16 protein-coding genes and 1 tRNA gene are annotated in these 22,744 nt (G+C 48.8%); 14 read left to right on the top strand and 3 right to left on the bottom strand.

What is annotated here, in order from left to right; translation table 11 throughout:
- The first annotated feature begins 245 nt into the window (after window positions 1–245).
- On the top strand, window positions 246–1,967 hold the full coding sequence (locus tag EKM94_RS09990; protein ID WP_125601276.1) for a phospho-sugar mutase: 1,722 nt from the start codon (window positions 246–248) through the stop codon (window positions 1,965–1,967).
- A 1,003-nt stretch (window positions 1,968–2,970) separates the two neighbouring features.
- On the opposite strand, the gene EKM94_RS09985 is transcribed toward EKM94_RS09990, so the two are convergent.
- Window positions 2,971–3,816: a helix-turn-helix domain-containing protein gene (locus EKM94_RS09985; RefSeq protein WP_125601273.1), complete on the bottom strand. Its 846-nt coding sequence runs from the start codon at window positions 3,814–3,816 to the stop codon at window positions 2,971–2,973.
- 472 nt (window positions 3,817–4,288) lie between these two features.
- Here EKM94_RS09985 and EKM94_RS09980 point away from each other — a divergent pair, with 472 nt between their 5' ends.
- The 9 genes from EKM94_RS09980 to EKM94_RS09940 all read left to right on the top strand — a co-directional run bounded on the left by EKM94_RS09980 (window position 4,289) and on the right by EKM94_RS09940 (window position 14,698).
- The gene (locus tag EKM94_RS09980) at window positions 4,289–4,927 is read left to right on the top strand and encodes a YfbR-like 5'-deoxynucleotidase (protein ID WP_125601270.1); all 639 of its coding nucleotides are present in this window, start codon (window positions 4,289–4,291) and stop codon (window positions 4,925–4,927) included.
- 215 nt (window positions 4,928–5,142) lie between these two features.
- Window positions 5,143–7,146 (top strand): excinuclease ABC subunit UvrB, encoded by a 2,004-nt coding sequence (gene uvrB, locus EKM94_RS09975; protein ID WP_125601267.1) that lies wholly within the window; start codon window positions 5,143–5,145, stop codon window positions 7,144–7,146.
- A 2-nt stretch (window positions 7,147–7,148) separates the two neighbouring features.
- Window positions 7,149–10,019 (top strand): excinuclease ABC subunit UvrA, encoded by a 2,871-nt coding sequence (gene uvrA, locus EKM94_RS09970; RefSeq protein WP_125601264.1) that lies wholly within the window; start codon window positions 7,149–7,151, stop codon window positions 10,017–10,019.
- Between the two features lie 432 nt (window positions 10,020–10,451).
- Window positions 10,452–10,991, top strand: a complete 540-nt coding sequence (locus EKM94_RS09965) for an HdeD family acid-resistance protein (RefSeq protein ID WP_125601261.1) — start codon at window positions 10,452–10,454, stop codon at window positions 10,989–10,991.
- Between the two features lie 64 nt (window positions 10,992–11,055).
- A complete protein-coding gene (gene rapZ / locus EKM94_RS09960; RefSeq protein WP_125601258.1) occupies window positions 11,056–11,946 on the top strand; it encodes an RNase adapter RapZ in 891 nt (296 codons plus the stop codon).
- The gene (locus tag EKM94_RS09955; protein WP_125601255.1) at window positions 11,943–12,956 is read left to right on the top strand and encodes a gluconeogenesis factor YvcK family protein; all 1,014 of its coding nucleotides are present in this window, start codon (window positions 11,943–11,945) and stop codon (window positions 12,954–12,956) included. The genes rapZ and EKM94_RS09955 overlap by 4 nt, the downstream gene beginning before the upstream one ends.
- 129 nt (window positions 12,957–13,085) lie before the next feature.
- Complete coding sequence (gene whiA, locus EKM94_RS09950) at window positions 13,086–14,033, top strand: DNA-binding protein WhiA (protein ID WP_125601252.1); 948 nt, start codon at window positions 13,086–13,088, stop codon at window positions 14,031–14,033.
- A gap of 16 nt (window positions 14,034–14,049) precedes the next feature.
- Window positions 14,050–14,520, top strand: a complete 471-nt coding sequence (locus tag EKM94_RS09945) for a MarR family winged helix-turn-helix transcriptional regulator (protein WP_125601250.1) — start codon at window positions 14,050–14,052, stop codon at window positions 14,518–14,520.
- Window positions 14,521–14,626: 106 nt separating this feature from the next.
- Window positions 14,627–14,698: transfer RNA gene (locus EKM94_RS09940), tRNA-Arg, on the top strand.
- A 537-nt stretch (window positions 14,699–15,235) separates the two neighbouring features.
- On the opposite strand, the gene EKM94_RS09935 is transcribed toward EKM94_RS09940, so the two are convergent.
- On the bottom strand, window positions 15,236–15,952 hold the full coding sequence (locus EKM94_RS09935) for a helix-turn-helix domain-containing protein (RefSeq protein WP_164511193.1): 717 nt from the start codon (window positions 15,950–15,952) through the stop codon (window positions 15,236–15,238).
- Between the two features lie 326 nt (window positions 15,953–16,278).
- On the opposite strand from EKM94_RS09935, the gene EKM94_RS09930 reads away from it, so the two are divergent.
- Entirely contained in the window at window positions 16,279–17,889 is a 1,611-nt protein-coding gene (locus tag EKM94_RS09930; RefSeq protein ID WP_125601244.1) for an ABC transporter ATP-binding protein, read from the top strand.
- A 189-nt stretch (window positions 17,890–18,078) separates the two neighbouring features.
- Here the strand turns inward: EKM94_RS09930 and EKM94_RS09925 are convergent, their stop codons facing one another.
- Window positions 18,079–19,014, bottom strand: coding sequence for an AraC family transcriptional regulator (locus EKM94_RS09925; RefSeq protein WP_125601242.1), 936 nt, complete (start codon window positions 19,012–19,014; stop codon window positions 18,079–18,081).
- A gap of 234 nt (window positions 19,015–19,248) precedes the next feature.
- Between EKM94_RS09925 and EKM94_RS09920 the strand changes: the two genes are divergently transcribed.
- From EKM94_RS09920 to EKM94_RS12890, 3 genes are all read left to right on the top strand, one after another.
- Window positions 19,249–20,724, top strand: a complete 1,476-nt coding sequence (locus EKM94_RS09920; protein ID WP_125601239.1) for an alpha-L-fucosidase — start codon at window positions 19,249–19,251, stop codon at window positions 20,722–20,724.
- Between the two features lie 312 nt (window positions 20,725–21,036).
- Window positions 21,037–22,245: an MFS transporter gene (locus EKM94_RS09915; protein ID WP_125601236.1), complete on the top strand. Its 1,209-nt coding sequence runs from the start codon at window positions 21,037–21,039 to the stop codon at window positions 22,243–22,245.
- A 183-nt stretch (window positions 22,246–22,428) separates the two neighbouring features.
- Window positions 22,429–22,554, top strand: a complete 126-nt coding sequence (locus EKM94_RS12890) for a hypothetical protein (RefSeq protein WP_263853254.1) — start codon at window positions 22,429–22,431, stop codon at window positions 22,552–22,554.
- The last annotated feature ends 190 nt before the right edge of the window (window positions 22,555–22,744 follow it).

The raw sequence follows: 22,744 nt of genomic DNA, 5'->3' as shown, positions 1-22,744 counted from the left end.
AGTAGTACAAACACCGCTTAAAGCGGTGGCAGAAGTGACAAACGCAGTTTGGCTTTGAATTATAAAAGCCAGCGCCTTGAGACGCTGGCCAGTACATAGGGCTTATAGCCCTGGAGCAAACCACCCGTTTTACGGGTGGTTATGATTTGATCTAGACCAATAAAAACGCCGAATTTTCCCGGTGAAGGCTGTTCAGTCACAGGGAATCAGGTATAATGGAACCAGTAATGAAAGGTGGTTTTTTGATGAGTTGGCAGGATAATTATCAACTTTGGCAAAAGGCAGATCTAACCACTGATCTGCGGCAAGATCTAACCGCGATGGCGCACGATGAAGCGGCGTTACAAGAGGCGTTTACTCAGCCCCTGGAGTTTGGTACGGCGGGAATGCGTGGCGTGATGGGCCCTGGGATCAACGCGTTGAATATTTACACCGTTCAACAGGCGACTGAAGGGCTAGCTTGCTTTATGGACCAACTTTCTGCTGAGAAAAAAGCAGCCGGCGTGGCAATCAGTTACGATTCCCGCTATCATTCGCAAGCGTTCGCTTTTGTTGCGGCAGGTGTCTTAGGCGCCCACGGCATCAAGAGTTACGTGTTCGATTCGCTGCGGCCAACGCCAGAACTTTCCTTTGCGGTGCGTCACTTACACACCTACGCTGGGATCATGATCACGGCCAGCCACAATCCGAAGCAATATAATGGTTATAAAATTTATGGACCTGATGGTGGGCAAATGCCACCAGAAGAAGTGGGGCAGATCGTCGCTTATATCGAGAAAGTGACTGATCTTTTCCAGATCAAGTCCATGCGCCAGAACGAGTTACGCGACGCTCATTTGCTGCAATTGGTCGGTGAAGATGTGGACCAAGCCTACTTGGCCCAATTAGCCACCGTTACTGTCCAACCTGAATTGATCAAGAAAGTTGCCGCGGATTTCACATTGGTTTATTCGCCGCTCCATGGTACCGGAAAAATGCTCTATGAGCGCGTTTTCCGTCAAGCGGGCCTGACCAAGATCCAAGTTGTTCCTGAACAGGCGATCCTGGATCCTGAATTTGCGACGACACCGTTTCCTAATCCAGAATTTCCTAAGGCCTTCGAATTGGCGGAAGCCCTTGGCAAGAAAACCGGGGCGGATCTATTGATCGCCACGGATCCTGACGCGGATCGGTTAGGCGCGGCCGTGCGGCAACCAAATGGTGACTATCATTTATTGACGGGTAATCAGATTGCCGCCTTGATGGTCAACTATCTGTTGGAAGCTTATCAGGCCCAAGGCAAGTTGCCCGCTGACGGGGTGATTGTCAAATCAATCGTTTCCAGCGAATTTCCAGCTAAAGTCGCCGCTCACTATAATATCGAGACCCGCAACGTTTTGACCGGTTTTAAATATATCGGCGAGCAGATCGAACAAATGGAAGTTACCGGCCAAGGCCACTTCCTCTTCGGCTTCGAGGAAAGTTATGGTTATTTGGTCAAATCCTTCGTTCGCGACAAAGACGCCATGCAGGCCGCGGTCCTTTTGGCGGAAGTGGCCGCTTATTATCGGGAAAAGGGCTTGACCATGTATGACGGTCTTCAAAGTCTTTATCGCGAATTTGGGCATTTCCAAGAACGAACCGTTTCCTTTGATTTCGAAGGCCTGGCTGGCCAAGAAAAGATGGCCCAAGTCATGACCGAATTTCGGCAGAACCCAGTTAGCGCAGTCGCTGACGTCGCGGTTACGCGCGTGGAGGATTATCAAGCGCAAACCGCAACCTTGGCCGATGGCACGGTCAGCAAACTGGCGTTACCCAAAGCTAATGTTTTGAAATACTATTTAGCAGATGAAACTTGGATCGCAGTGCGTCCGTCTGGGACCGAGCCGAAGATCAAGCTATATTTCGGTGTGGTCGCGGACAGTGAAGCGGCTGGTCTGCAAAAACTTGATCGCTACCAAGCAGCGTTGAGTCCCCGTTTACAGTAATGTTTTCATCCTCAAGTCGAGTTGGCTTGAGGATTTTTTTGTTGGACTTGCAGATGCGCTGGGTTTGATGGTGACGCAACCGCCTCAGGACGTTTGTCGTGGCTGGAACGCAGTGGACGCTGTTTTGAGCCAATCCGCAAAGGGCGCGGCTTGTCTCAAAATCAGGGCTTTGTCTAAGTGATAAATCACTAAGACAAATCTCACTGCTGAGCCACACGCCCTGAGGCGGTTGCTGGGCAAGTTTGAGCCTATCCGCAAACTGGGCGGAATATTTAATAAAGTGCTTTTGCTAGTGTGGCCGGGTTCAGTTGAGCCGACGAAATAAAAAAACACCCGCTATGCAGGTGGATAAAAAGGTGGCACAAAACGCCCTCCCAAAATGTTAGCATGCGTTCTATCATCGGTCAGTTTAACGATCAGTCTGAGTAGGAATAACACAGCCTAAAGTGGTAGCGAACGTTTGCGATGCCGAGGTGAGCTGAGCCAGAGAAGAGCCTGACTTTGATGATTTTGGAACTACTCTCCCTTTCGTTTTACAAGACTATCTGGAAGCCAAATAATAGCGATCATGACCAAACCAAGTAGAATCTGGACATGCTTTCCTAAATGATAGTTGAAAACAAGATAGTATAAGATAATCATCAGGATAGTCTCTGCGACTTTCATGAATAACTGTTTCTTTGTCATTGTCTATTCACCCGCATTCATGTCTAGATTCCATTAATTATGGCTGATTCTGGTTCAATTGCGCCAATCGTCGCAAATGTTTTGTGTGATTTATCCTGCTTAGTATGATCTCCATCATCTTTCTCAAACGTGTTCGCCACCTGAGCCTCGTCCAATCAGGGAGCTTATCTTGGCCTAAATAATTCATTCAATATCTGGCGGGCGCTGGGAGAGCAAACTCGTGAGGCAAAGCATGAATTATTCGGGCTTGAAATCTATTATGGCGGACTTTTCTGCGGATAGGTTTATTTTGACCGCTATTTCGTCATAGGAATTATCAAAGGTCTGCATCAGATGAACTTTCGAGATTCGTCTCCAGATAATTGATTAATCTTTCTTTTCCTAGGTAGTCAAGCACAGCCACGAGTTCATCCCGGCGCTGTCTACTGTAACGCTCGTCAGTGGTTAGAAAGTTGAATACTTTCCAAATCAGATTGGCCTCCACGTTCTTAAGCTCCGTCGCCAAAAAGTGCAATTGCGGTTGGAAAACATCAAAGAGGGCCTTTGATTTTCGTTCATAGCCCAAGGTGACGCCGTTGATCAAGAAAGCCAGAATATCTCTACTGTAGTAAAGATTATCCAGATAGCCTTTCATCTTCTGAATCGATCTCTTAAAGTGTAAAAGAATATAATCATCGTCAAAACAATACATGGTATTGATAAAGATCGATAGTTCGAACCTGCCCCATGTTGAAATCATGTCTAGGTATGATTGGATGATTTGTTTGCTTTCCGTAAAGCTAGCCAAATTGCAACCTTCTTTTTTGCTCATGATCAGTAAATACTCTGCTTTGAGTATCAGATAGTAATTATCGGCGGTTTCACGGTATTTTTGATTAAGAAATACTGAGAAATTCTCATCGAAACTTTGACTCGATTTGTGATAAAAAATGGCCGAAATCTCGCGTTTCTCGCTGACTTTGGTGTGATCAAGCAAAAATTGGTACTCTTCTAGTGTGATGTTCATTCGTTCTAAATATTGGATCAGGATGGCATAAGAAATTCTAGTCCCCTGTTTTTCGAAGGAAGCGAGCGTACTGCGTTTTGAGATACCAATTGACAATCTTTCTTGGGAGAGACCTCTTTCAATTCTGGGTTGCCTAATTAGTGAGGAATGATTCATCAGATCACCTTTTTATTTTAGACGAAGTAGGGGGCTAATCGTCATCTTTTTTTAGTGAATTATATAATAACTATACCAAATCTATTCAAGGGAAAGAAGGTTGAACACAATGATTTTTGAAATACATGAAGATGGTATCTGGGAAGTCGTGCTGCCATTGTAAATAGCTGGGATCAGCGCTAACGCGGTCAAGCCGTATGCTTCGACCGGCGTTATTCGAAGCGATCATTGAATAGGTATGCTTGGAATAGGCATGCTTGACTTGAAATAAGTGATGCGCTCCGTGGCAAGCAAGTCCGCTACCTAGACCGATCAGTCAGACCAGACTTTTTTGTAGTTCGACGATCGAATCGCTGTCTGACTTTCGCCACAATCGGGATGATGAACCTGATTTGGTTGCACGCTACCATATCTTGTGCTAGAATAGATAAAATTTTAGATCAAGATACAAGTAATGAATGGAGGCCAACTCATGGGAATGCACGCTTATCTACAAGGATTGAGTAATCTGGAAACACTGAATCGAGCGCCAGGTTTTTTCAAATATCAGGAGCACACGGTGGCGGCCCATTCATTCAAGGTCGCGGAAATCGCGCAAATGTTAGGCGATATCGAAGAGATCCACGGTGCGCAGGTGGATTGGCAGCGACTTTACGAAAAGGCGCTTAATCACGACTACACGGAGCGCTTTATTGGTGACATCAAGACGCCTGTCAAGTATGCGACGCCGGAACTGCGCCATCAGTTGGCCGAAGTTGAAGCGCGGATGACGCAAAATTTCATCAAAAATGAAGTGCCGGAATTTTTGCAGGATCGTTATGCTCGCCGGTTAGCCGAAGGAAAGGATGAAACGCTGGAAGGCCAGATCTTGTCGATTGCGGATAAAGTTGATTTGTTGTACGAATCATTTGGCGAAATCGAGAAGGGCAATCCCCAATCTGTCTTTTTGGATATTTTCCGGGAGAGTTTGACGACGATTTTACTGTTCCGCGAACGGCCTTCGGTTCAATATTTCTTGAAGGAAGTCTTGCCTGAACTGCTTCAAGAGGAGTTCGCCGATCGTGATCGCTTGCTGCGCGCAACGCGAGAATTGTTGCCCGCTGATCTCTGATTTTTCTTCGCGTCAGTTCAGGGGAAAACTAGCAAAAAGATAGCGAAAATATGTTCGGTGTGGTACACTGAAACATAGTTAAAGTTGCTTTGTTTCTGGCATGACTGTCGTGAACAGGCGACCTGTTTGATTGAGTTTATTGTTGATCGTAAAGCCCTTCATGGCCAGTCTGGCATCAAGGGCTTTTATGTTCGGATGTGTTTGGGGGTCAAAATTTGTTAAAACGCGAGACAGATCATCAATTTGAATTAGTTTCAAAATATTCACCGGCCGGCGATCAGGGTCAGGCCATCAAGCAACTAATCCAAGGCTTTGAACAGGGTGAGAAGGCTCAGGTGCTGCAAGGCGCTACGGGTACGGGGAAGACGTTCACGATGGCGAATGTGATTGCCAAGTTGAATAAACCCACGCTGATCATCTCCCATAATAAGACCTTGGCGGGTCAGCTCTATGGTGAGTTCAAGGAGTTCTTTCCTCACAATCGGGTTGAATATTTCGTCAGTTATTATGATTATTATCAACCTGAAGCTTATGTGCCATCCAGTGACACATACATTGAGAAGGATTCCTCGATCAATGATGAGATCGATAAGTTGCGGCACTCGGCGACCAGCGCTTTGTTGGAACGTAACGATGTGGTGGTGGTCGCTTCGGTTTCGTGTATTTTCGGTTTAGGTGATCCTCGGGAATATCGGGATAGTGTGCTCTCATTGCGGGAAGGCATGACAGTTGAACGCAATGACCTATTGCGTCAGCTTGTCGGTTTGCAGTTTGATCGCAATGATATTGATTTTCAGCGGGGCCGCTTCCGGGTTCGGGGCGATGTGGTCGAGATCTTCCCAGCTTCGCGAGATGACCACGCGTTACGTGTTGAATTCTTCGGCGACGAGATCGATCGGATCGTGGAAGTAGACGCGCTGACCGGCGAAGTTATTGGCGAGCGGGAACAGGTTTCAATTTTCCCGGCGACGCATTTTATGACCAATGATGTTCAGATGACGGAAGCGATCGCCCGGATTCAAAAAGAGTTGGATCAACGTCTGGTCGAACTACGTGGGCAGAATAAGTTGCTAGAAGCGCAACGTTTGGAGCAGCGGACCACTTACGATATCGAAATGATGCAAGAAATGGGCTACACCTCTGGGATCGAAAACTATTCGCGTCATATGGAAGGTCGGGCGGAAGGCGAGCCGCCCTTTACGTTGTTGGACTTCTTCCCACCTGATTTCAACATTATGATCGATGAGTCTCATGTGACCATGCCGCAGATTCGCGGGATGTACAATGGGGACCGGGCACGGAAACAAATGTTAGTGGATTATGGTTTTCGGTTGCCTAGCGCGCTGGATAACCGGCCGCTGACCTTGGCCGAATTCGAGCAGCACGTGCACCAGATCATGTACGTTTCGGCGACACCGGGTCCCTATGAATTGGCGGCGACCAATGATGTGGTGGAGCAAGTGATCCGGCCGACTGGCTTGTTGGATCCGAAGGTGGAAGTACGGCCGATCATGGGCCAGATCGATGATTTGGTGGGCGAGATCAACCAACGCACCGAGCAACATGAGCGGGTCTTTGTCACCACCTTGACGAAGAAAATGGCTGAAGATCTAACTGATTACTTGAAAGATTTGGGAATCAAGGTCAAATATCTGCATAGTGACATCAAGACCTTGGAGCGGACCCAGATCATTCGGGATCTGCGCTTAGGCAAATTTGATGTTTTGGTGGGGATCAACCTTTTGCGTGAAGGGATCGACGTGCCGGAAGTGTCTTTGGTCGCGATTTTGGACGCGGATAAGGAAGGCTTCTTGCGCTCCGAACGACCGTTGATCCAGACAATCGGTCGCGCGGCGCGGAACGTTCATGGGCAAGTAATCATGTACGCCGACAAAATAACTGATTCAATGGATGTGGCCATTCGGGAAACCAATCGGCGCCGGGAGATTCAAGAGAAATTCAACGAAGTTCATCACGTGACGCCGACGACGATCATTAAACCGATTCGTGACGCCATTACCGCGACGAAATCGGTGGGTGATGAACAAGTGGCGGAAACCGCGGCTGAGCTTAACGTTGATGAGATGAGTAAGGCCGAGAAGAAAGATCTGGTGGCCAGCTTGACCCAACAAATGCAACAGGCCGCTAAAGAATTAGACTTCGAAAACGCGGCGAATTTACGCGATATGATCATGGAATTGAAGACTGAGGTGGTTTAATTTTGGCGAATGATAAGATTGTGATCCATGGCGCGCGCGCCCACAACTTAAAGAATATTGATGTAACCATCCCGCGGGATAAATTAGTCGTTGTCACCGGATTGTCAGGCTCCGGAAAGAGTTCATTGGCGTTTGACACTCTTTATGCGGAAGGGCAGCGGCGTTATGTGGAGAGTTTATCCGCATACGCGCGGCAATTTCTGGGGCAAATGGACAAGCCAGATGTGGATAGTATTGACGGGCTCAGTCCCGCGATCTCGATCGATCAGAAGACAACTTCGAAGAATCCCCGCTCAACCGTAGGGACGGTCACCGAGATCAACGATTATCTGCGGCTCCTGTGGGCGCGGGTGGGAACACCGATCTGTCCCAATGATGGCACCGTGATTTCCAGTCAGTCGGTGGATCAAATGGTCGATCGTGTCCTCCAGTTGCCTGAGCGAACGAAGGTGCAGATTTTCTCGCCGATCGTCCGCCGGAAGAAGGGTCAGCACAAGAAAGCCTTTGACATGATCAAGCGCGAAGGTTACGTGCGGCTACGTGTCGACGGTGAGTTGCATGAAATCAGCGATGAATTAGAGCTGGACAAGAACAAGAAACATGATATCGACATCGTTGTCGATCGTTTAGTTGTTAAGAATGGGATCCGTTCGCGGTTATTTGATTCCTTAGAGGCGGCTTTGCGTCTGTCCGAAGGCTATGCCAATGTGGATGTGATCGGCGGCGAAATGTTGGTTTTTTCTGAACATTACGCTTGCCCGATCTGTGGGTTCACGGTCGGCGAGATGGAACCGCGCTTGTTCTCTTTCAACGCGCCTTTTGGGGCTTGCCCGGATTGTGATGGCCTCGGAGTCAAGTTGGAAGTTGATTTGGATCTGGTCGTTCCTGATCCTAGCTTAACCTTGCGTCAGGGTGCTTTGGCGCCGTGGAATCCGATCAGCTCCCAGTATTATCCCGAACTATTGGAACAGGCGAGCAAGGCTTTTCGCATTAATTTGGATAAGCCATTCAACAAGTTGACCGAGCGACAACGCCAACTGGTTTTGTATGGTTCTGGCGAGCAAACCTTCCACTTCCATTATGAAAATGATTTCGGCGGGGTACGCGATGTGGACACGGTTTTCGAAGGGGTCATTCCCAATGTGAAACGGCGTTATAACGACACCAGTAGCGACTTCACCCGCCAAGTCATGCGCCAATACATGACCGAGTTGACCTGTGAAACTTGTCATGGCGCGCGCCTCAACCCCCAAGCGCTGGCTGTCAAAGTTGCCGGTAAGGATATCGCGGAAGTTTCTGAGTTCGCGGTGAAGCACGCCTTACCATTTTTCGGTGGATTGACTTTGTCGGAGCAAAAGCAGACGATCGCCAAGCCGATCCTCAAGGAAGTTCAAGATCGCTTGACCTTCTTACAAAATGTGGGCTTGGATTATTTGACCTTGTCACGGGCAGCGGGAACCTTGTCTGGTGGGGAAGCCCAACGGATCCGTTTGGCCACACAGATCGGTTCTAATTTGTCCGGGGTCATGTATATCTTGGATGAACCTTCGATCGGCTTGCATCAACGGGATAACGATCGGTTGATCGCCTCATTGAAGAAAATGCGTGATTTGGGCAATACCCTGATCGTGGTCGAGCATGATGAAGACACCATGCGCGCCGCTGATTACTTGATCGATATCGGCCCCGGCGCCGGCGAGCAAGGTGGCCGCGTCATGGCGGCGGGAACTCCGGCCCAAGTCGCGCGTAATTCTAAGTCTTTGACCGGGCGCTACTTGTCTGGCAAGGAATTTATTCCGTTACCATTGCAACGCCGCCCCGGCAATGGCAAAAAAATCACGGTCCAAGGCGCGGCTGCAAATAATTTGAAACAAATCGACGTTGATTTTCCTTTAGGTAAGTTTATCGTGGTTACCGGTGTTTCCGGATCGGGGAAATCAACCTTGGTCAATCTGATCTTGAAACGGGCTTTGGCGCAGAAGCTGAATCGCAATTCGACCAAACCGGGCAAGTACAGCGGTCTGCTGGGATACAAGAATATCGATCGCCTGATCGATATTGACCAAAGCCCGATCGGACGGACGCCGCGGAGCAATCCGGCGACTTACACCGGGGTCTTTGATAATATGCGCGATCTGTTTGCCCAAACCAATGAGGCCAAGCTGCGCGGCTATAAGAAGGGCCGTTTCAGCTTCAATGTCAAAGGTGGGCGCTGTGAGGCGTGTAAAGGCGACGGCATTATCAAGATCGAGATGAACTTCTTGCCCGATGTTTATGTCCCTTGCGAGGTTTGTCACGGGCAACGTTACAATTCCGAGACCCTAGAAGTGACCTATAAGGGCAAAAATATCGCCGAGATCTTAAACATGACCGTCGCTGAAGCCTTGGATTTCTTCAGCGCGATTCCCAAGATCCGCCGTAAATTGCAGACGATCGTCGATGTCGGTCTCGGTTACGTCCAATTGGGCCAACCGGCCACCACTTTATCTGGTGGTGAGGCTCAACGGATGAAACTGGCTTCGGAGCTACACAAACAATCACCTGGTCACAACTTATATATCTTGGATGAGCCGACGACAGGCTTGCACTCAGACGATATCAAGCGTTTATTGGAAGTTTTGAATCGCTTGGTCGATGATGGCAATACGGTTTTGATCATTGAACATAATTTGGATATCATCAAATCCGCCGACTACCTGATCGACCTTGGTCCTGAAGGCGGTGAAGGTGGGGGAACGATCGTCGCCACCGGCACGCCTGAAGAAGTCGCCCAAGTGGCGGAAAGTTACACAGGTCAGTATTTGGCGCCAGTGTTACAACGTGATCGGGAACGAACGTTGGCCAGCGAGGCGAAAACCAAAGCTAAACGCTAGTATTTTGCAAGCAGCTTCAATTCACAGCGGTTTTAAATGCAGCGGTGGCAGTGTAAAAGACGCCATCCTGGCGGCAAGGGTTGCCAGAACCGTGCAGGAATAAGCGCTGGGCACCTCAAATAATCAAATCTATCGGTGGCAAACATTCGCCATCCACAGTGGCTCTCGTCAATTTGGCGAGAGCTTTTTTAAAGCCAATCAGGGCGTTATGATCAACACGATTTCAGGTTGACATGTTCGGTCAAACTGCTATCCTAAAACTAGCTATATTTTTTTGATTCAGAGTGTGAGCCAGCCTGGTTAGTGCTTGAGCAAATAGCCAAGCAATTATTTTGGAAGCCGCACCATGCTTCCGGAACAATCGCGTAGCTAAGCGGAAAGCACTGGGGTGGCGAACACGTTTCAAATTCAGAGTGTTTGAGGAGGAATATTATGTTCTGGCGGCAAAAATCTTGGGGTTTTGATTGGCCGGCCTTTATGTCCGGTATTATTTATTTGATTGCGGGTTTCTTCCTATTCGCGAAACCATCAGCTTCGATCGTGAGTATCGTGTTATTGTTCGGGATCATGGCGATCGTGCAGGGGATTTCTTGGATCGGGAACTTCTTCCATTATCGTGATTATCTCAGTGGGACGAGTATTTTTGTGCTGATCGCGGGTATTTTGGATATCTTGATCGGTATCGTCTTTATCACTAAAATTTACGCCGGCGCGATTGTGATCGCCTATGTGTTCGCGACTTGGTTCTTGATCGACTCATTGATCGGCCTGGTTGTGGTCAGTCATTTGCGCAGTTTCGGCCGGGGTTATTTCTGGGCGGCGCTGATCTTAGAGATCCTTAGCGTGGTGGTGGCCTTGATGTTGATCTTTAATCCGCTGTCATCTTTATTGACGTTGACCATGTTATTGGCGCTCTATTTCGTGATTTTCGGCATCAACAACGTGATCGTGGCGATTGCCCATCGCGGCTAAGGGTTGAACTAGAAAAAGAAACGCCCGGTATGTTATACTATGATGAGTAAAGGGATGTGTGCTGATGGCAAAAACAGATTCATTGCAACTCGTGATCATTACCGGGATGAGCGGTGCTGGCAAAACCGTGGCGGTCCAGTCTTTTGAGGATCTGGGCTATTTTTGCGTGGATAATATGCCACCTAGTTTGTTGCCGAAATTCTGGGAACTGGTTCGTCAAACTGGGCAAATTTCTAAAGTGGCGTTGGTCGTGGATCTGCGCGCGCGGTCGTTTTATGATGAAATCATTACGATGTTGACCGACTTGGATGAGAGTCATGTGGTGAGCACGCGGATTCTGTTTCTCGACGCGTCGGATGAGGAATTGGTCAGTCGTTATAAAGAAACGCGTCGGTCCCATCCGTTGGCGATGGAAGGCCGTTTATTAGATGGCATTTCGAAAGAGCGCGCCTTGTTACAAGAGATGCGTAATCGCGCGCAGACGATCATTGATACCACGGATCTGACCCCGCGGCAATTGCGGGAAGCGATTTTTAAGCAATTCAAGTCCAGTGGCTTGCCCACTTTCCATATTGAAGTGATGTCTTTCGGCTTCAAGTACGGGTTGCCGATCGACGCCGATATTGTGATGGACGTTCGCTTCTTACCCAATCCGTATTATCTGCCTGAACTTAAGCAGAAAACCGGCTTGGATCCAGCGGTGGCGGCCTATGTTAATCAACAACCAGCTACGAATGTGTTTTATCGGCAGTTCATGGCGATGCTGGAAACGGCCTTGCCTGGTTATGTCAAAGAAGGGAAAACTTCGCTGACGATCGCCATCGGTTGTACCGGCGGTCAGCATCGGTCGGTGGCGCTGGCTCAGCGGATCGGCGATGATTTGCAGGCGGACTATCCGGTTGACATCACCCATCGTGATCTGACAAAACGAAAAGAGACGGTGAATCGCTCATGAGTCGGAGTAATCGAATTGTCCGTGTCATCAAAGGACGCCGGCCTAAAGTGGTCGTGATCGGTGGTGGCACCGGGCTGCCTGTGATCTTAAAGAGTTTGCATTTACAAAACGCCGATATCACGGCGATCGTGACGGTCGCTGATGATGGCGGCTCCTCCGGCATTATTCGCGATTATATCAACGTGGTGCCGCCTGGTGATATTCGTAATGTGTTGGTATCTTTGTCGGATATGTCACCGGCTTATTTGGATATTTTCCAATATCGCTTTGAAAGTCAGGATTCCTTCTTCGCCGGCCATGCGATCGGCAATTTGATCATCGCCGCGCTCACCGAAATGGATCACAATATTTTCGACGCGGTCCAAAAATTGTCGCAAATGATGCAGGTGGATGGACATGTATTCCCAGTGGCCAATGATCCGCTGACCCTAAACGCGGAATTTCTTGATGGGACCGTTGTTGCTGGTGAAACCGAGATTTCAGGCCAGCGCAAGCAGATCAAGCGGGTTTGGGTGACGGACACCAATGATCAAGCGAAAGAGCCTGAAGCCGTGCCCCAGGTCATCGCGGCGATCCAAGATGCCGATGTGATCGTCTTGGGCCCCGGGAGTTTGTTTACCAGTATTCTACCTAACTTGATGGTGCGGAACCTGAGCGAGGCCTTACTTCAGTGTTCGGCGGAGGTGATCTACATCTGTAACATCATGACGCAAAAGGGTGAAACGGAACATTTCTCCGACGCGGATCATGTGGCGGTGATCAATCAGCATCTAGGCGCCAAACGGGTCAATACCGTCTTGGTCAATAGCGAACCGGTGCCCGCCAATTATCTGGACTATCAAAAGTATGATGAATATTTATTGCCAGTCGGTCACGATTTCGCCGGTTTGCGATCCCAGTGTGATCGCGTGATCTCCAATGATTTCCTATCATTGCACGATCGCGGTGTTTTCCACGATGGGGATAAAGTGGCCCGGGAGATTCTAAATCGCGCTTTTCAAAGTCATTAGGTGCCCCTGTGGCCCTGACCAGCCCGAAGAGCAAGCGTACCAAAATTATCAATACTCAGTTAAAGTAACAGGACGCTGCAATCAGCGCTGACCAAGCTTTAATGATCAAGTAAGAATGCAGGTGAGTCCATGGCATCTTATGCCAGTGAGGTCAAGAAAGAGTTGACCCAGTTAGAAGTCCATCCAGCCCATGCGCGGGCCGAATTAGCGGCCCTTTTGCGCATGAACGGTTCTTTGGCGATCGCCCATCATCAGTTCGTTTTGAATGTGCAAACGGAGAACCCGGCGACGGCGCGACGGATCTATTCTTTGTTGAAGCAGACCTATACGGTGGAAGCGGAATTGCTGGTGCGCCGGAAAATGAAATTAAAGAAGAATAACCAATATATTGTCCGAGTGGCGAAAAACACCCAACCCATTTTGCGCGATCTGCAAATTTTAGCGCCGGAACAAATGGCGATTTTGACCAAGGTCCCTGATTGGATCTTGGCAGATGAGCAACTGGGCCGGTCGTACTTACGCGGCGCGTTTCTAGCTGGGGGTAGTGTCAATAATCCGGAAACCAGTCGTTATCATTTGGAAATCTATTCATTATATGAAGATCATAACCAGGATATTCTGCAATTGATGAATCGCTTCCAGCTCCATGCGAAAACCACCGAGCGGCGGAGTGGCTACATTAGTTATTTGAAAGAGGCCGAACGGATCGCTGATTTCTTGCAAGTCATCGGGGCGACCAACGCGATGCTCAAATTCGAGGATATTCGGATCGTACGGGATATGCGGAATTCGGTCAATCGGCTGGTCAATTGCGAGAACGCCAATATGAATAAAACAATTGACGCCGCCACTCGCCAGATCGAAAATATCAAGTATTTACAGACCGCGGTCGGCTTGGAAAATATCCCACCGAAGCTCCGGGAAATCGCTGAATTACGGCTGGCTTATCCGGAAACCACATTAGGTGAGTTAGGCCAAATGGTTCCAGGCGGGGGGATCTCCAAATCCGGGATCAACCATCGGCTGCGCAAGTTGAATGAGCTGGCGGAAGGAATGCAAGCTCGCATTATTAGTTAGAAGGGAGTTAATTGTGATGACTGAGCCAATTTTACTAAGTCAACAATTGTGTTTTGAATTTTATCGCACCCACAAAGCGTTCAATCGTTTTTACGCGCAAGCTTTAGCCCCCTTCAAGCTGACTTACGCGCAATATATCGTCTTGCTGGTCCTTTACGAGCAAGGCACGCTGTCAGTGAAAGAACTGGGCCAAAATGTCGGCCTGGATTCGGGAACCTTGACGCCCTTGCTGCGCCGGTTGGAGAAGGATGATTGGATCCAGCGGCAACGCAATGCGTTAGATGAGCGCCGTTTGGATATCGTTCTCACGCCCCGGGCCCAAGCGGCCAAGGACGCGCTGTTCAGCCATGTCCAGGGCTGCGCGGAAACGTTGGCGCTGCCAGTCGCGGATTATCAACGGATGATGACCGACGCGGCCAGCCTGTATGATCGTGTCGAACAGGCCACCACCGCGTTGAGTGACCAAGAGAAATCAGTCGCTGATTAAGCGACTTGCAATTGGCCCTGATCCGCAAGCAAAGGCCATGATTAAATTACTTTAAGAAAACACTTGCTATTTGCCTGAGTTTTAGGTAAAATATTCAGTGTTGCTTGGGCCCTTAGTGTAATGGATCGCACGTAAGATTCCGGTTCTTGAAATCTGGGTTCGACTCCCAGGGGGCCCATAAATTTTTCAAATCACCATTAACAATGTCGCGATTTTGGCGCCTTTGTTGGGTAGATGGCGTAAAATTTTGAACGATTTTACAAATCATGAGAATAGCCGCTGACTTTCTTCGGAAAGTTGGCGGCTATTTTTGGATTTGCTAATGATGATCGCGGTCAACCTAATTTGGGGAGATATATATTTTTAGACCCATCAAAAAAGGTATCGCTCACGAACATTCGTCCAGTGCGATACCTTTTTGATTTTGGGTAAATCTTGCCCTAAGAAGATCACGACAATTTCCTCCCTGGGCCTGACCGTCTTGGCGGCGCGGCCATCAGCAGAAACAACCGATCGCCCTTAGTCTAGAAAATAAAGTCAGAGGGTTACGCTTAACAGCGTGATGCGCTGGTTTCACCTAAGAAAAGGTCACACTGTTCCTTTAAAAATATAAAAAGATCGAAAGCGCCTAAAGATTTTTGGATTTCAAGAATTTCCTCAACATGGTCCCAGGCCGCTTTTGAGTGTGAGACACAATATGAATAAATTGCTTCCGCTAATTTGATATAGAACCTTCCCTGCATTTGTCCCCCCCCCCCCCGAAATTGATGTTTTCCATGCTGCGCACATAATACTGGGCTTTCAAGAGGTCGTTATTCATTAAATTCAAGCGAACCGTATTGTAGAGGAGGACAATAATCAGCTCAAAGTTTTGTTGGATTTCTGCGGTTGGTACGGCGCGGGAGATCAAGTCCTGAGAAAAAAGATTGACCGTCGGCAACGGTAAAACGTTCATGGTCGTGCCATACAATAAGAATTCAAAGCTAGACCATTGCTCGACGTGAAACAGGTAGTCACAAAGATAGTCAACGCTATCTTGGTCAAAGGCTGAATGATCAAGCCTCGTCATTAACGCGTTGATCATGAGCAGCAAGGCCTTATTCGTCCCACACTTGTCCCGTTGGTAGGTCTTCAGGGCGGCCTGTTTGATCAGTTCGCACTGAGATCGATTGCCAGAGATAACGGCTTGGGTCAGATCGGCGATTATTTTATTTTTATTGGGGGCGTCACCATGGGACAACTCAAAGTCGAACTCTTGCGGGCTCACATTTAACCGGTCCAATAATAGGAAGAATTTATCAACCGTAATGCTGGTTAAACCGCGTTCGAACTTCGAGATCTGAGCTGGCGACATGATATCTTTGGCAAGTGCTGCCTGACTAATACCTTTGTCTGTTCTGAAAGTTGAAATTAGCTGTCCGATTTCTCTCATTTTTATCGCCTTATTCATATATGAAATTTTCATTTATTTATCATTATACCGTAGTATACTTAATGATTATATCATACGAGCGAGCGTGAAAGCGGCTATAGGAGGATTAAATGCTGAAAAAATGAAATCAAAAAATGAGACCCTTAATTTTGAGTATTTTAGAACCAAGGCGGAAGCAATGCTGCTGACGCGAGGATGGCAGATACATATTTTTGCCTATTATGATAATTATCACCGAATTCTCAGGAAAGTGGCCACCGATTGCTGGCTCCGTGATATTTTTGCAAAAATTAGCTTCGTCTCGATAACGAAGGAGGACAATGATTATGTACGAAACGCTTAAACTATTCAAATATGAGAAAAAACTGACGCTGTTGACAATTGTGCTTTCGATTGCCATGGCCTTAAGCAGTGTCGGTAGTTCGGTAACCTTGGCGCCATTGACCGATCGCCTAATTGCCAGAGACTTGAGCGGCGTTACCTATTGGCTATTACTGACGATTGCTTTTTGGGGTGTTACTTTAGCACTTAATTACGCGAATTCTATTCTGCAGGAACAAATCATTCGGAAGATAACGAATCAGTTGCGCGTCCAAATAACTGATGGTCTTAATGACATGTCGCTAACTGATTATCGGCAATCTGATCACAGTGAATATGTTTCATGGCTGACAAATGATCTGGATTTGATCAAAGCCAATGGGTTACAAAATTTCTTTGAGTTGATTTCTAATTTTTCAACCTTGATTTTCTCGATCGGGGCTTTATTCTTTTATCATTATAGTTTAGCGGTGATCGCGATTATTTTGGGAGTCTTGACGATGCTGATTCCTAACTTCTTTGGCACCTTTATGGAAAGAGAGACCAATCGCTTATCGGCCGCCAACAGTAAGTTCTTAACGAAAATAGAAGATTTATTCGGCGGCTTTTCGGTATTTTTGACTCATAATATCGGTCATATCCTGACGGCCAACGTTAATGAAGAATCGGATCAGCAAGGGGCGACCAACGTCAAATATGTTCGCAATACTGGTTTTATTGAGTTGATCATTGGCTTGATTAGTGTGCTAGCGCAAATGGTGATGCTGGGGTTAACTTGTTATTTGGCGATTAAGGGCTACTTTTCGGTCGGTGTTATTTCTTCCAGCGGTCAGTTATCAGGAATCGTCTTTAGTCGCTTAACCAGTGTGATCCATGGGATTTTTAGAATGAAAACAGTCAATGCCATCACTAAGAAAGATATTAAGCCCCAGTCGCAGCACAGTACACCGAGCAAAATTGATTTTGAGCGGGCGCTGACCTTGGAACATTTGAATTTCGGCTATACTGACGCAAAAGATGTGATCAAGGATTTCTCCTATCAATTTGTCAAGGGCGGCAAATACGCGATCGTCGGGAAGAGCGGTACTGGTAAATCGACCCTGATCAAATTGCTCAGTGGCCGGTTGGAGAATTATCGTGGGACCATTAAGATCGATGATGCCGAGTTAAAGTCGGTCAATCCGCATGATATCTATGATGTGATTGAACTGGTCGAACAGAAGCCTTATATCTTCAATGAATCAGTGGGGGAGAACATTTCCCTCGGCGTGAAGAAATCGCCGACCATGCTGGAGAAAATCGCTGAATTTCTGCATCTAAATGAGTTTACCAGCCTGAAAGCCATGATGAGTGAACATGGCAGTAATTTATCTGGTGGCCAACGCCAACGATTGGCGTTGGCGCGGGCAATGGCCTTTAGTAAACCAATTCTAATTATTGATGAGGTCACGGCCGGGATCGATGCGGAAGGTTCGCAACAAATCGAGGATGCCCTGTTGGCCGATGAGAATTTGACCGTGATTATGATCACCCATACCTTATCTGACAAAACCCGCCAACAATTAACCGGATTGGTGGAGCTGGGCGATGAACAGCGAGCTGCCACGCTGATCTGATCAGGCGCCTGGCTCCAAGCCAGCGCGGTTTTGATTCATTTGCTGTGTAACACCCTAATATTATCAGGTTCTGGTCGTTTCCCAAGGGACCATTGGGGCGCCATCAATAAAAGCCAGTCTCCGCTGATCAACTGATGGGCGGACACTGGCTTATTTTCTTTTCAGAGCTGGGTCGGCGTAATGGACCACTCAATCAAAGCCGCTCGTTGCGTTTGCTGTCACTTCGGTCGGAGTCGCGGCGCTGGGTGGCATGCTTGGGCTTTGCCGAAAGGCGCGGGGGCTTTGACCGTAATAATTCTTGAAGGCGTGGGAGAAGTGTTCCAATGAAGCAAAGCCGACCGCGGCGCCGATCGTGGAAATGCTGGCGGCGCTTTCGTTAAGCAGCATGGCCGCCGCGGACATGCGGGCCTTGGCTTTCTTCTCGCGGAAGGTCTGACCATAAAGGCGTTGCAGCCAGCGTTCGGTTTGCCGCGGACTGCTGTCGATTTGGCGGGCCAAGTCAGTTAAACTGGCTTGTTGATAGTCGTAGAGAAAGTAACTTTCAATGGTCAAGGCGATCTGGTCTGCGGGCACCATCCGCGTTTGTGGGCGTTCTAGGCGCGGGCGGCCTTGGTAGTTGCGCAACATTTTGACGATCAGTTGCTGGAACAAGGCGCTTAACGCAATTTGAAACCCACTTTGTTGCTGAGCCATTTCTTGGAAAATTTCCTTGAAAAGGAGATCCAGGCCCTGCTGATCCGGACCGAGCCAAAAAGTCGTGGCCAAGAACTCTTGCAAATTGGCGGCCATGGTTTGTGGTGCTGGGGTTTGCCTGAGGGTGGTCGGTTGGTCAGCGGTTTTCAAATAAACACACAATTCCCGCATGGGCTGGGTCGCTGCCGGCAGTTGGGCGTGGTCCACACCGGGGCCGGTCATGTAGAGACTGCCAGGACCGAGCGCGTATTTCTGCCCTGATATCAGAACCGCGCCGTAACCACTGGCGATATAGTGGATCTCATAGCTGGTCCGACCGTGATGATGACTGGGGATGACCTGCTGAATAACGCCATCGAGCAAATTGATGATTTGAAACTGATGTCCCGCTAGTTCGAACCGCACCGTTAATTCTTGAAATGAACACGCCATTTGAACGACCTCGTTGCTTGAGTTATTTGACTGCAATCCCGCAACTCGCTGAGCGTGACTTAAGCCTCAAGCTGTTTGCGGTCAGCTTCAGTTTACCAGATGTTGACAACTTGCGCTAATCCGACAAAAAAAGTGATAAGTTGACGTGATTGGCGCTAATGTTTAAGTTTGTCCTTGGTTATAATGAAGTTGCATGATGTTTGGCAGTTTTGGAAATGATCAAGGAGGGCAAACATGAACAAGATCAATGGCTATTTGGCGCGGATCGATCAGGTCAATCAAGCGGGGACCTATCAGGATAATTGGGATTCGCTGGCGCAGCATCCGTTACCGCGGTGGTTCCGTCAAGATAAGTTCGGTATTTTCATTCATTGGGGCGTTTTCAGTGTCCCGGCTTTTGGGAGTGAGTGGTACTCCCGCTCCATGTACGTTCAGGGGTCGCCGGAATATGAGCACCATCGGGCAACTTATGGTCCCCAAGACGAGTTCGGCTATCAGGATTTCATTCCCCAGTTTAAGGCGGAGCACTTTGATCCTCAAGCTTGGGCGGCGCTCTTTCAAGCAGCGGGGGCTAAATATGTCGTTCCCGTGGCCGAACACCATGATGGCTTTCAAATGTACCGCAGTGACTTATCCCCGTGGAATGTGGCGGAAATGGGACCGAAGCGTGATGTTTTGGGCGAACTAGAACAGGCTTTCGCGGAAGTTGGACTGGTTACCGGCGCGTCCTCACACCGCGCGGAGCACTGGTTCTTTATGGGCCATGGCAAGGAATTCAAAAGTGATATTCATGAGCCGTTGCAGCCTGGCGATTTTTACTGGCCGGCGATGCCTGAGCCCGACCACTATGATCAACATAGCGAACCGGCGCCGTCAACCGAATTCTTGGACGATTGGCTGGCCCGGACCTGCGAGTTGATCGATCGTTATCGGCCGCGGTTGTTGTATTTCGATTGGTGGATCCTCCACGCGTCCTTTAATCCCTATTTGAAGAAAATGGCGGCCTATTATTATAACCGCGCCGAAGAATGGGGTCAGGAGGTGCTGATCAATTATAAGAACGATTCCTTTATGTTTGGCACCGCGGTCGTTGATATTGAGCGGGGTCAATTCGCGGCGGCCAAGCCATATTATTGGCAAACTGATACCTCAGTGGCCTTGAATTCTTGGGGATATACCGAGAATAATCAATATCGCACCGCTTCCGAATTACTCTGTGACCTTGTGGATGTTGTCAGCAAAAATGGGAATTTGTTGCTTAATGTGGGCCCCAAGGCTGATGGCACGATCCCAGATGAGGATCGGCAGATTTTATTGGAGATGGGCGCTTGGTTGAAGGTCAACGGCGAGGCCATCTATGATTCCCAAGTTTGGCGCAAGTCGGCGGAAGGACCAACTCCGGTGGTTGAAGGGCAGTTCTCTGATGATGAGCAGGAGCCTTATACGTCCGCGGATGTGCGCTACACCGTTCGTGGTCATAATCTTTATGCGATCGCCTTGAAAGGCGCGCCTGATGGTCACTACGATTTCCCAGCCTTAGGGGAACAAAACGCGGAAAAGGGCGCCGAATTCCACGGATTGATCAAGTCCTTGACCCAGCTAGGTTCTGACGCCGCCGTTGATTATACCCGCGATCCAACGGGCTTACATTTACAAACGGCTGGCAATTCTGGCACGCAACCCGTTGTTTTCCGCTTGGAATTGCAGTAGACCGCGCCGGCTTCGTCTGAGCCGTTTGATCGGGTGATCAAACCCGTCGGCCAGTATGAACCAATACCAGCAAGTACCAAGGATTACCAGCAAACCGCAGCGAAGATTCAACGCTAAACTAACTTTTTGTCAACTTTCCGACCAGTAATCCCGGAAAGTTGGCTTTTTTTCGATGTTTCTTAGGCAAAAAAGTGCTTGTTCCAATTGCCAGTCGCGCCAATCAATGATACGATGCCTTTATGTGTTTTTGATTTCCGCTGGTTTGCGTGGCCTTTTTAAGGTCAGCGCGCTGGCAGTTTAAGGGGTTTTCGAATGTTTTCTTTATTACTTGTGGTGATTTACGCGGCGTTTATTAGTTTGGGGTTGCCGGATTCATTGATTGGCTCCGCCTGGCCCGTGATGCATGGGCAGTTGCACGTTCCCGTGTCTTACGCGGGTGTGGCGACGATGATCATTGCCGGCGGGACGATTGTTTCTAGTCTGTTTTCTGATCGGTTGATTCGCCGTTTTGGCGCGGGCTTGGTGACTGCGGCCAGTGTGCTGACCACAGCCATCGCCTTATTTGGCTTCTCATTTAGTCCGAATTTCGTGGTCCTTTGCTTATGGGCAGTGCCCTACGGCTTGGGCGCCGGCGCCGTTGACGCGGCTTTGAACAATTATGTGGCTTTGCATTATAAATCGCGGCAAATGAATTGGCTCCACTGCTTCTGGGGCGTGGGCGCGGCGATCAGCCCGGCGATCATGGGCGGCTTCTTAGTACGAAACAACAATTGGCAAGGCGGTTATCGCGCGGTCGGTTATTTGCAAATTGGGTTGACCATTGTTTTGTTCTTGAGCTTACCTTTGTGGCAGCTCAATCGTCCGCGGCCAAAAGTTGCGCCCACCAACGCGGATGCACCAACCAAAATGACCACCGCCGCTGAGCCGCGGCTAAGTTTACCGCAGATTTTGCGGATGCCTGGGGTGGTCACGGCTTTGGTAGCCTTCTTCGCTTATTGCTCCCTGGAAGGTACGACCGGCTTATGGGCCAGCAGTTACCTAGTCCAAGCGAAGGGCGTTGCGCCAGATGTCGCGGCGCGGTTCGCTTCCTTATTCTTCATCGGAATCACAGTCGGTCGCTTCTTCAGTGGCCTGGTCGCCGATCGTTGGGGTGATCACCAGCTGGTGCGCGTGGGGATCAGTATTCTATTGCTGGGTGTTTTCTTGTTGATCTTGCCGGTGCAAGCAACCCAATTGTCGCTGATCGGTCTCGTCGTGATCGGATTGGGCTGCGCGCCGATCTATCCGGCGATCATTCATGCCACCCCGATGAACTTTGGCGCCGAAAATTCTCAGGCCATTATCGGGGTCCAAATGGCTAGCGCTTATGTGGGCTCAACATTTATGCCGCCATTGTTTGGCGTGTTGGCTAGCACGTTCTCCATTGGCCTCTATCCTGTTTATCTGTTGATTTTCGCCCTGATCCTGTTGGTCATGACCGAGTGGCTAAGTCAACAGGTGCTGCATAAGGCTTGGGACTAAGATAATTGCCTTTTGAAAAATAGATTCGTTTGTGATGGAGCGGTGCTGAAGAGCGCCGCTTTTTTCGTCGGCAATTGTTTGAAGTTTATCCGCAAAATGCGCCACTTTCTATTTCGAATTTCTTGCTTTGGGGCAGGTGTGGTGGGGTTTGGGTGGTGACGCAACCGCCTCAGGACGTTTGTCGTGGCTGGAACGCAGTGGGCATCGTTTGAAGCCAATCCGCAAGCCCGGCGGCTTGTCTTCAAATCGAGCCTTATTCTAAGCGATAAATCGCTAAGAATAATCTCACCGCTGAGCCACACGTCCTGAGGCGGTTGCTAGGCAGAATTGAGCCGATCTGCCATCGAAGCGACGTATCCGACGAAGTGCTTTTGCAAGCGAGCGGTCAAACAATTACCCGATTTTGGGGTGGTACGGTAACACCAACAGATTACAGCAGTCTGTACTTTATTGCGGGTGTGGTGGGTTTGAGTGGGGACGCAACCGGGTCGGGCCATTT

Origin of the sequence: Lapidilactobacillus achengensis, from assembly GCF_003946655.1 — a bacterium.
In the GTDB taxonomy this organism is placed as follows: domain Bacteria; phylum Bacillota; class Bacilli; order Lactobacillales; family Lactobacillaceae; genus Lapidilactobacillus; species Lapidilactobacillus achengensis.
This window is presented reverse-complemented; position numbering and strand designations above follow the sequence as displayed.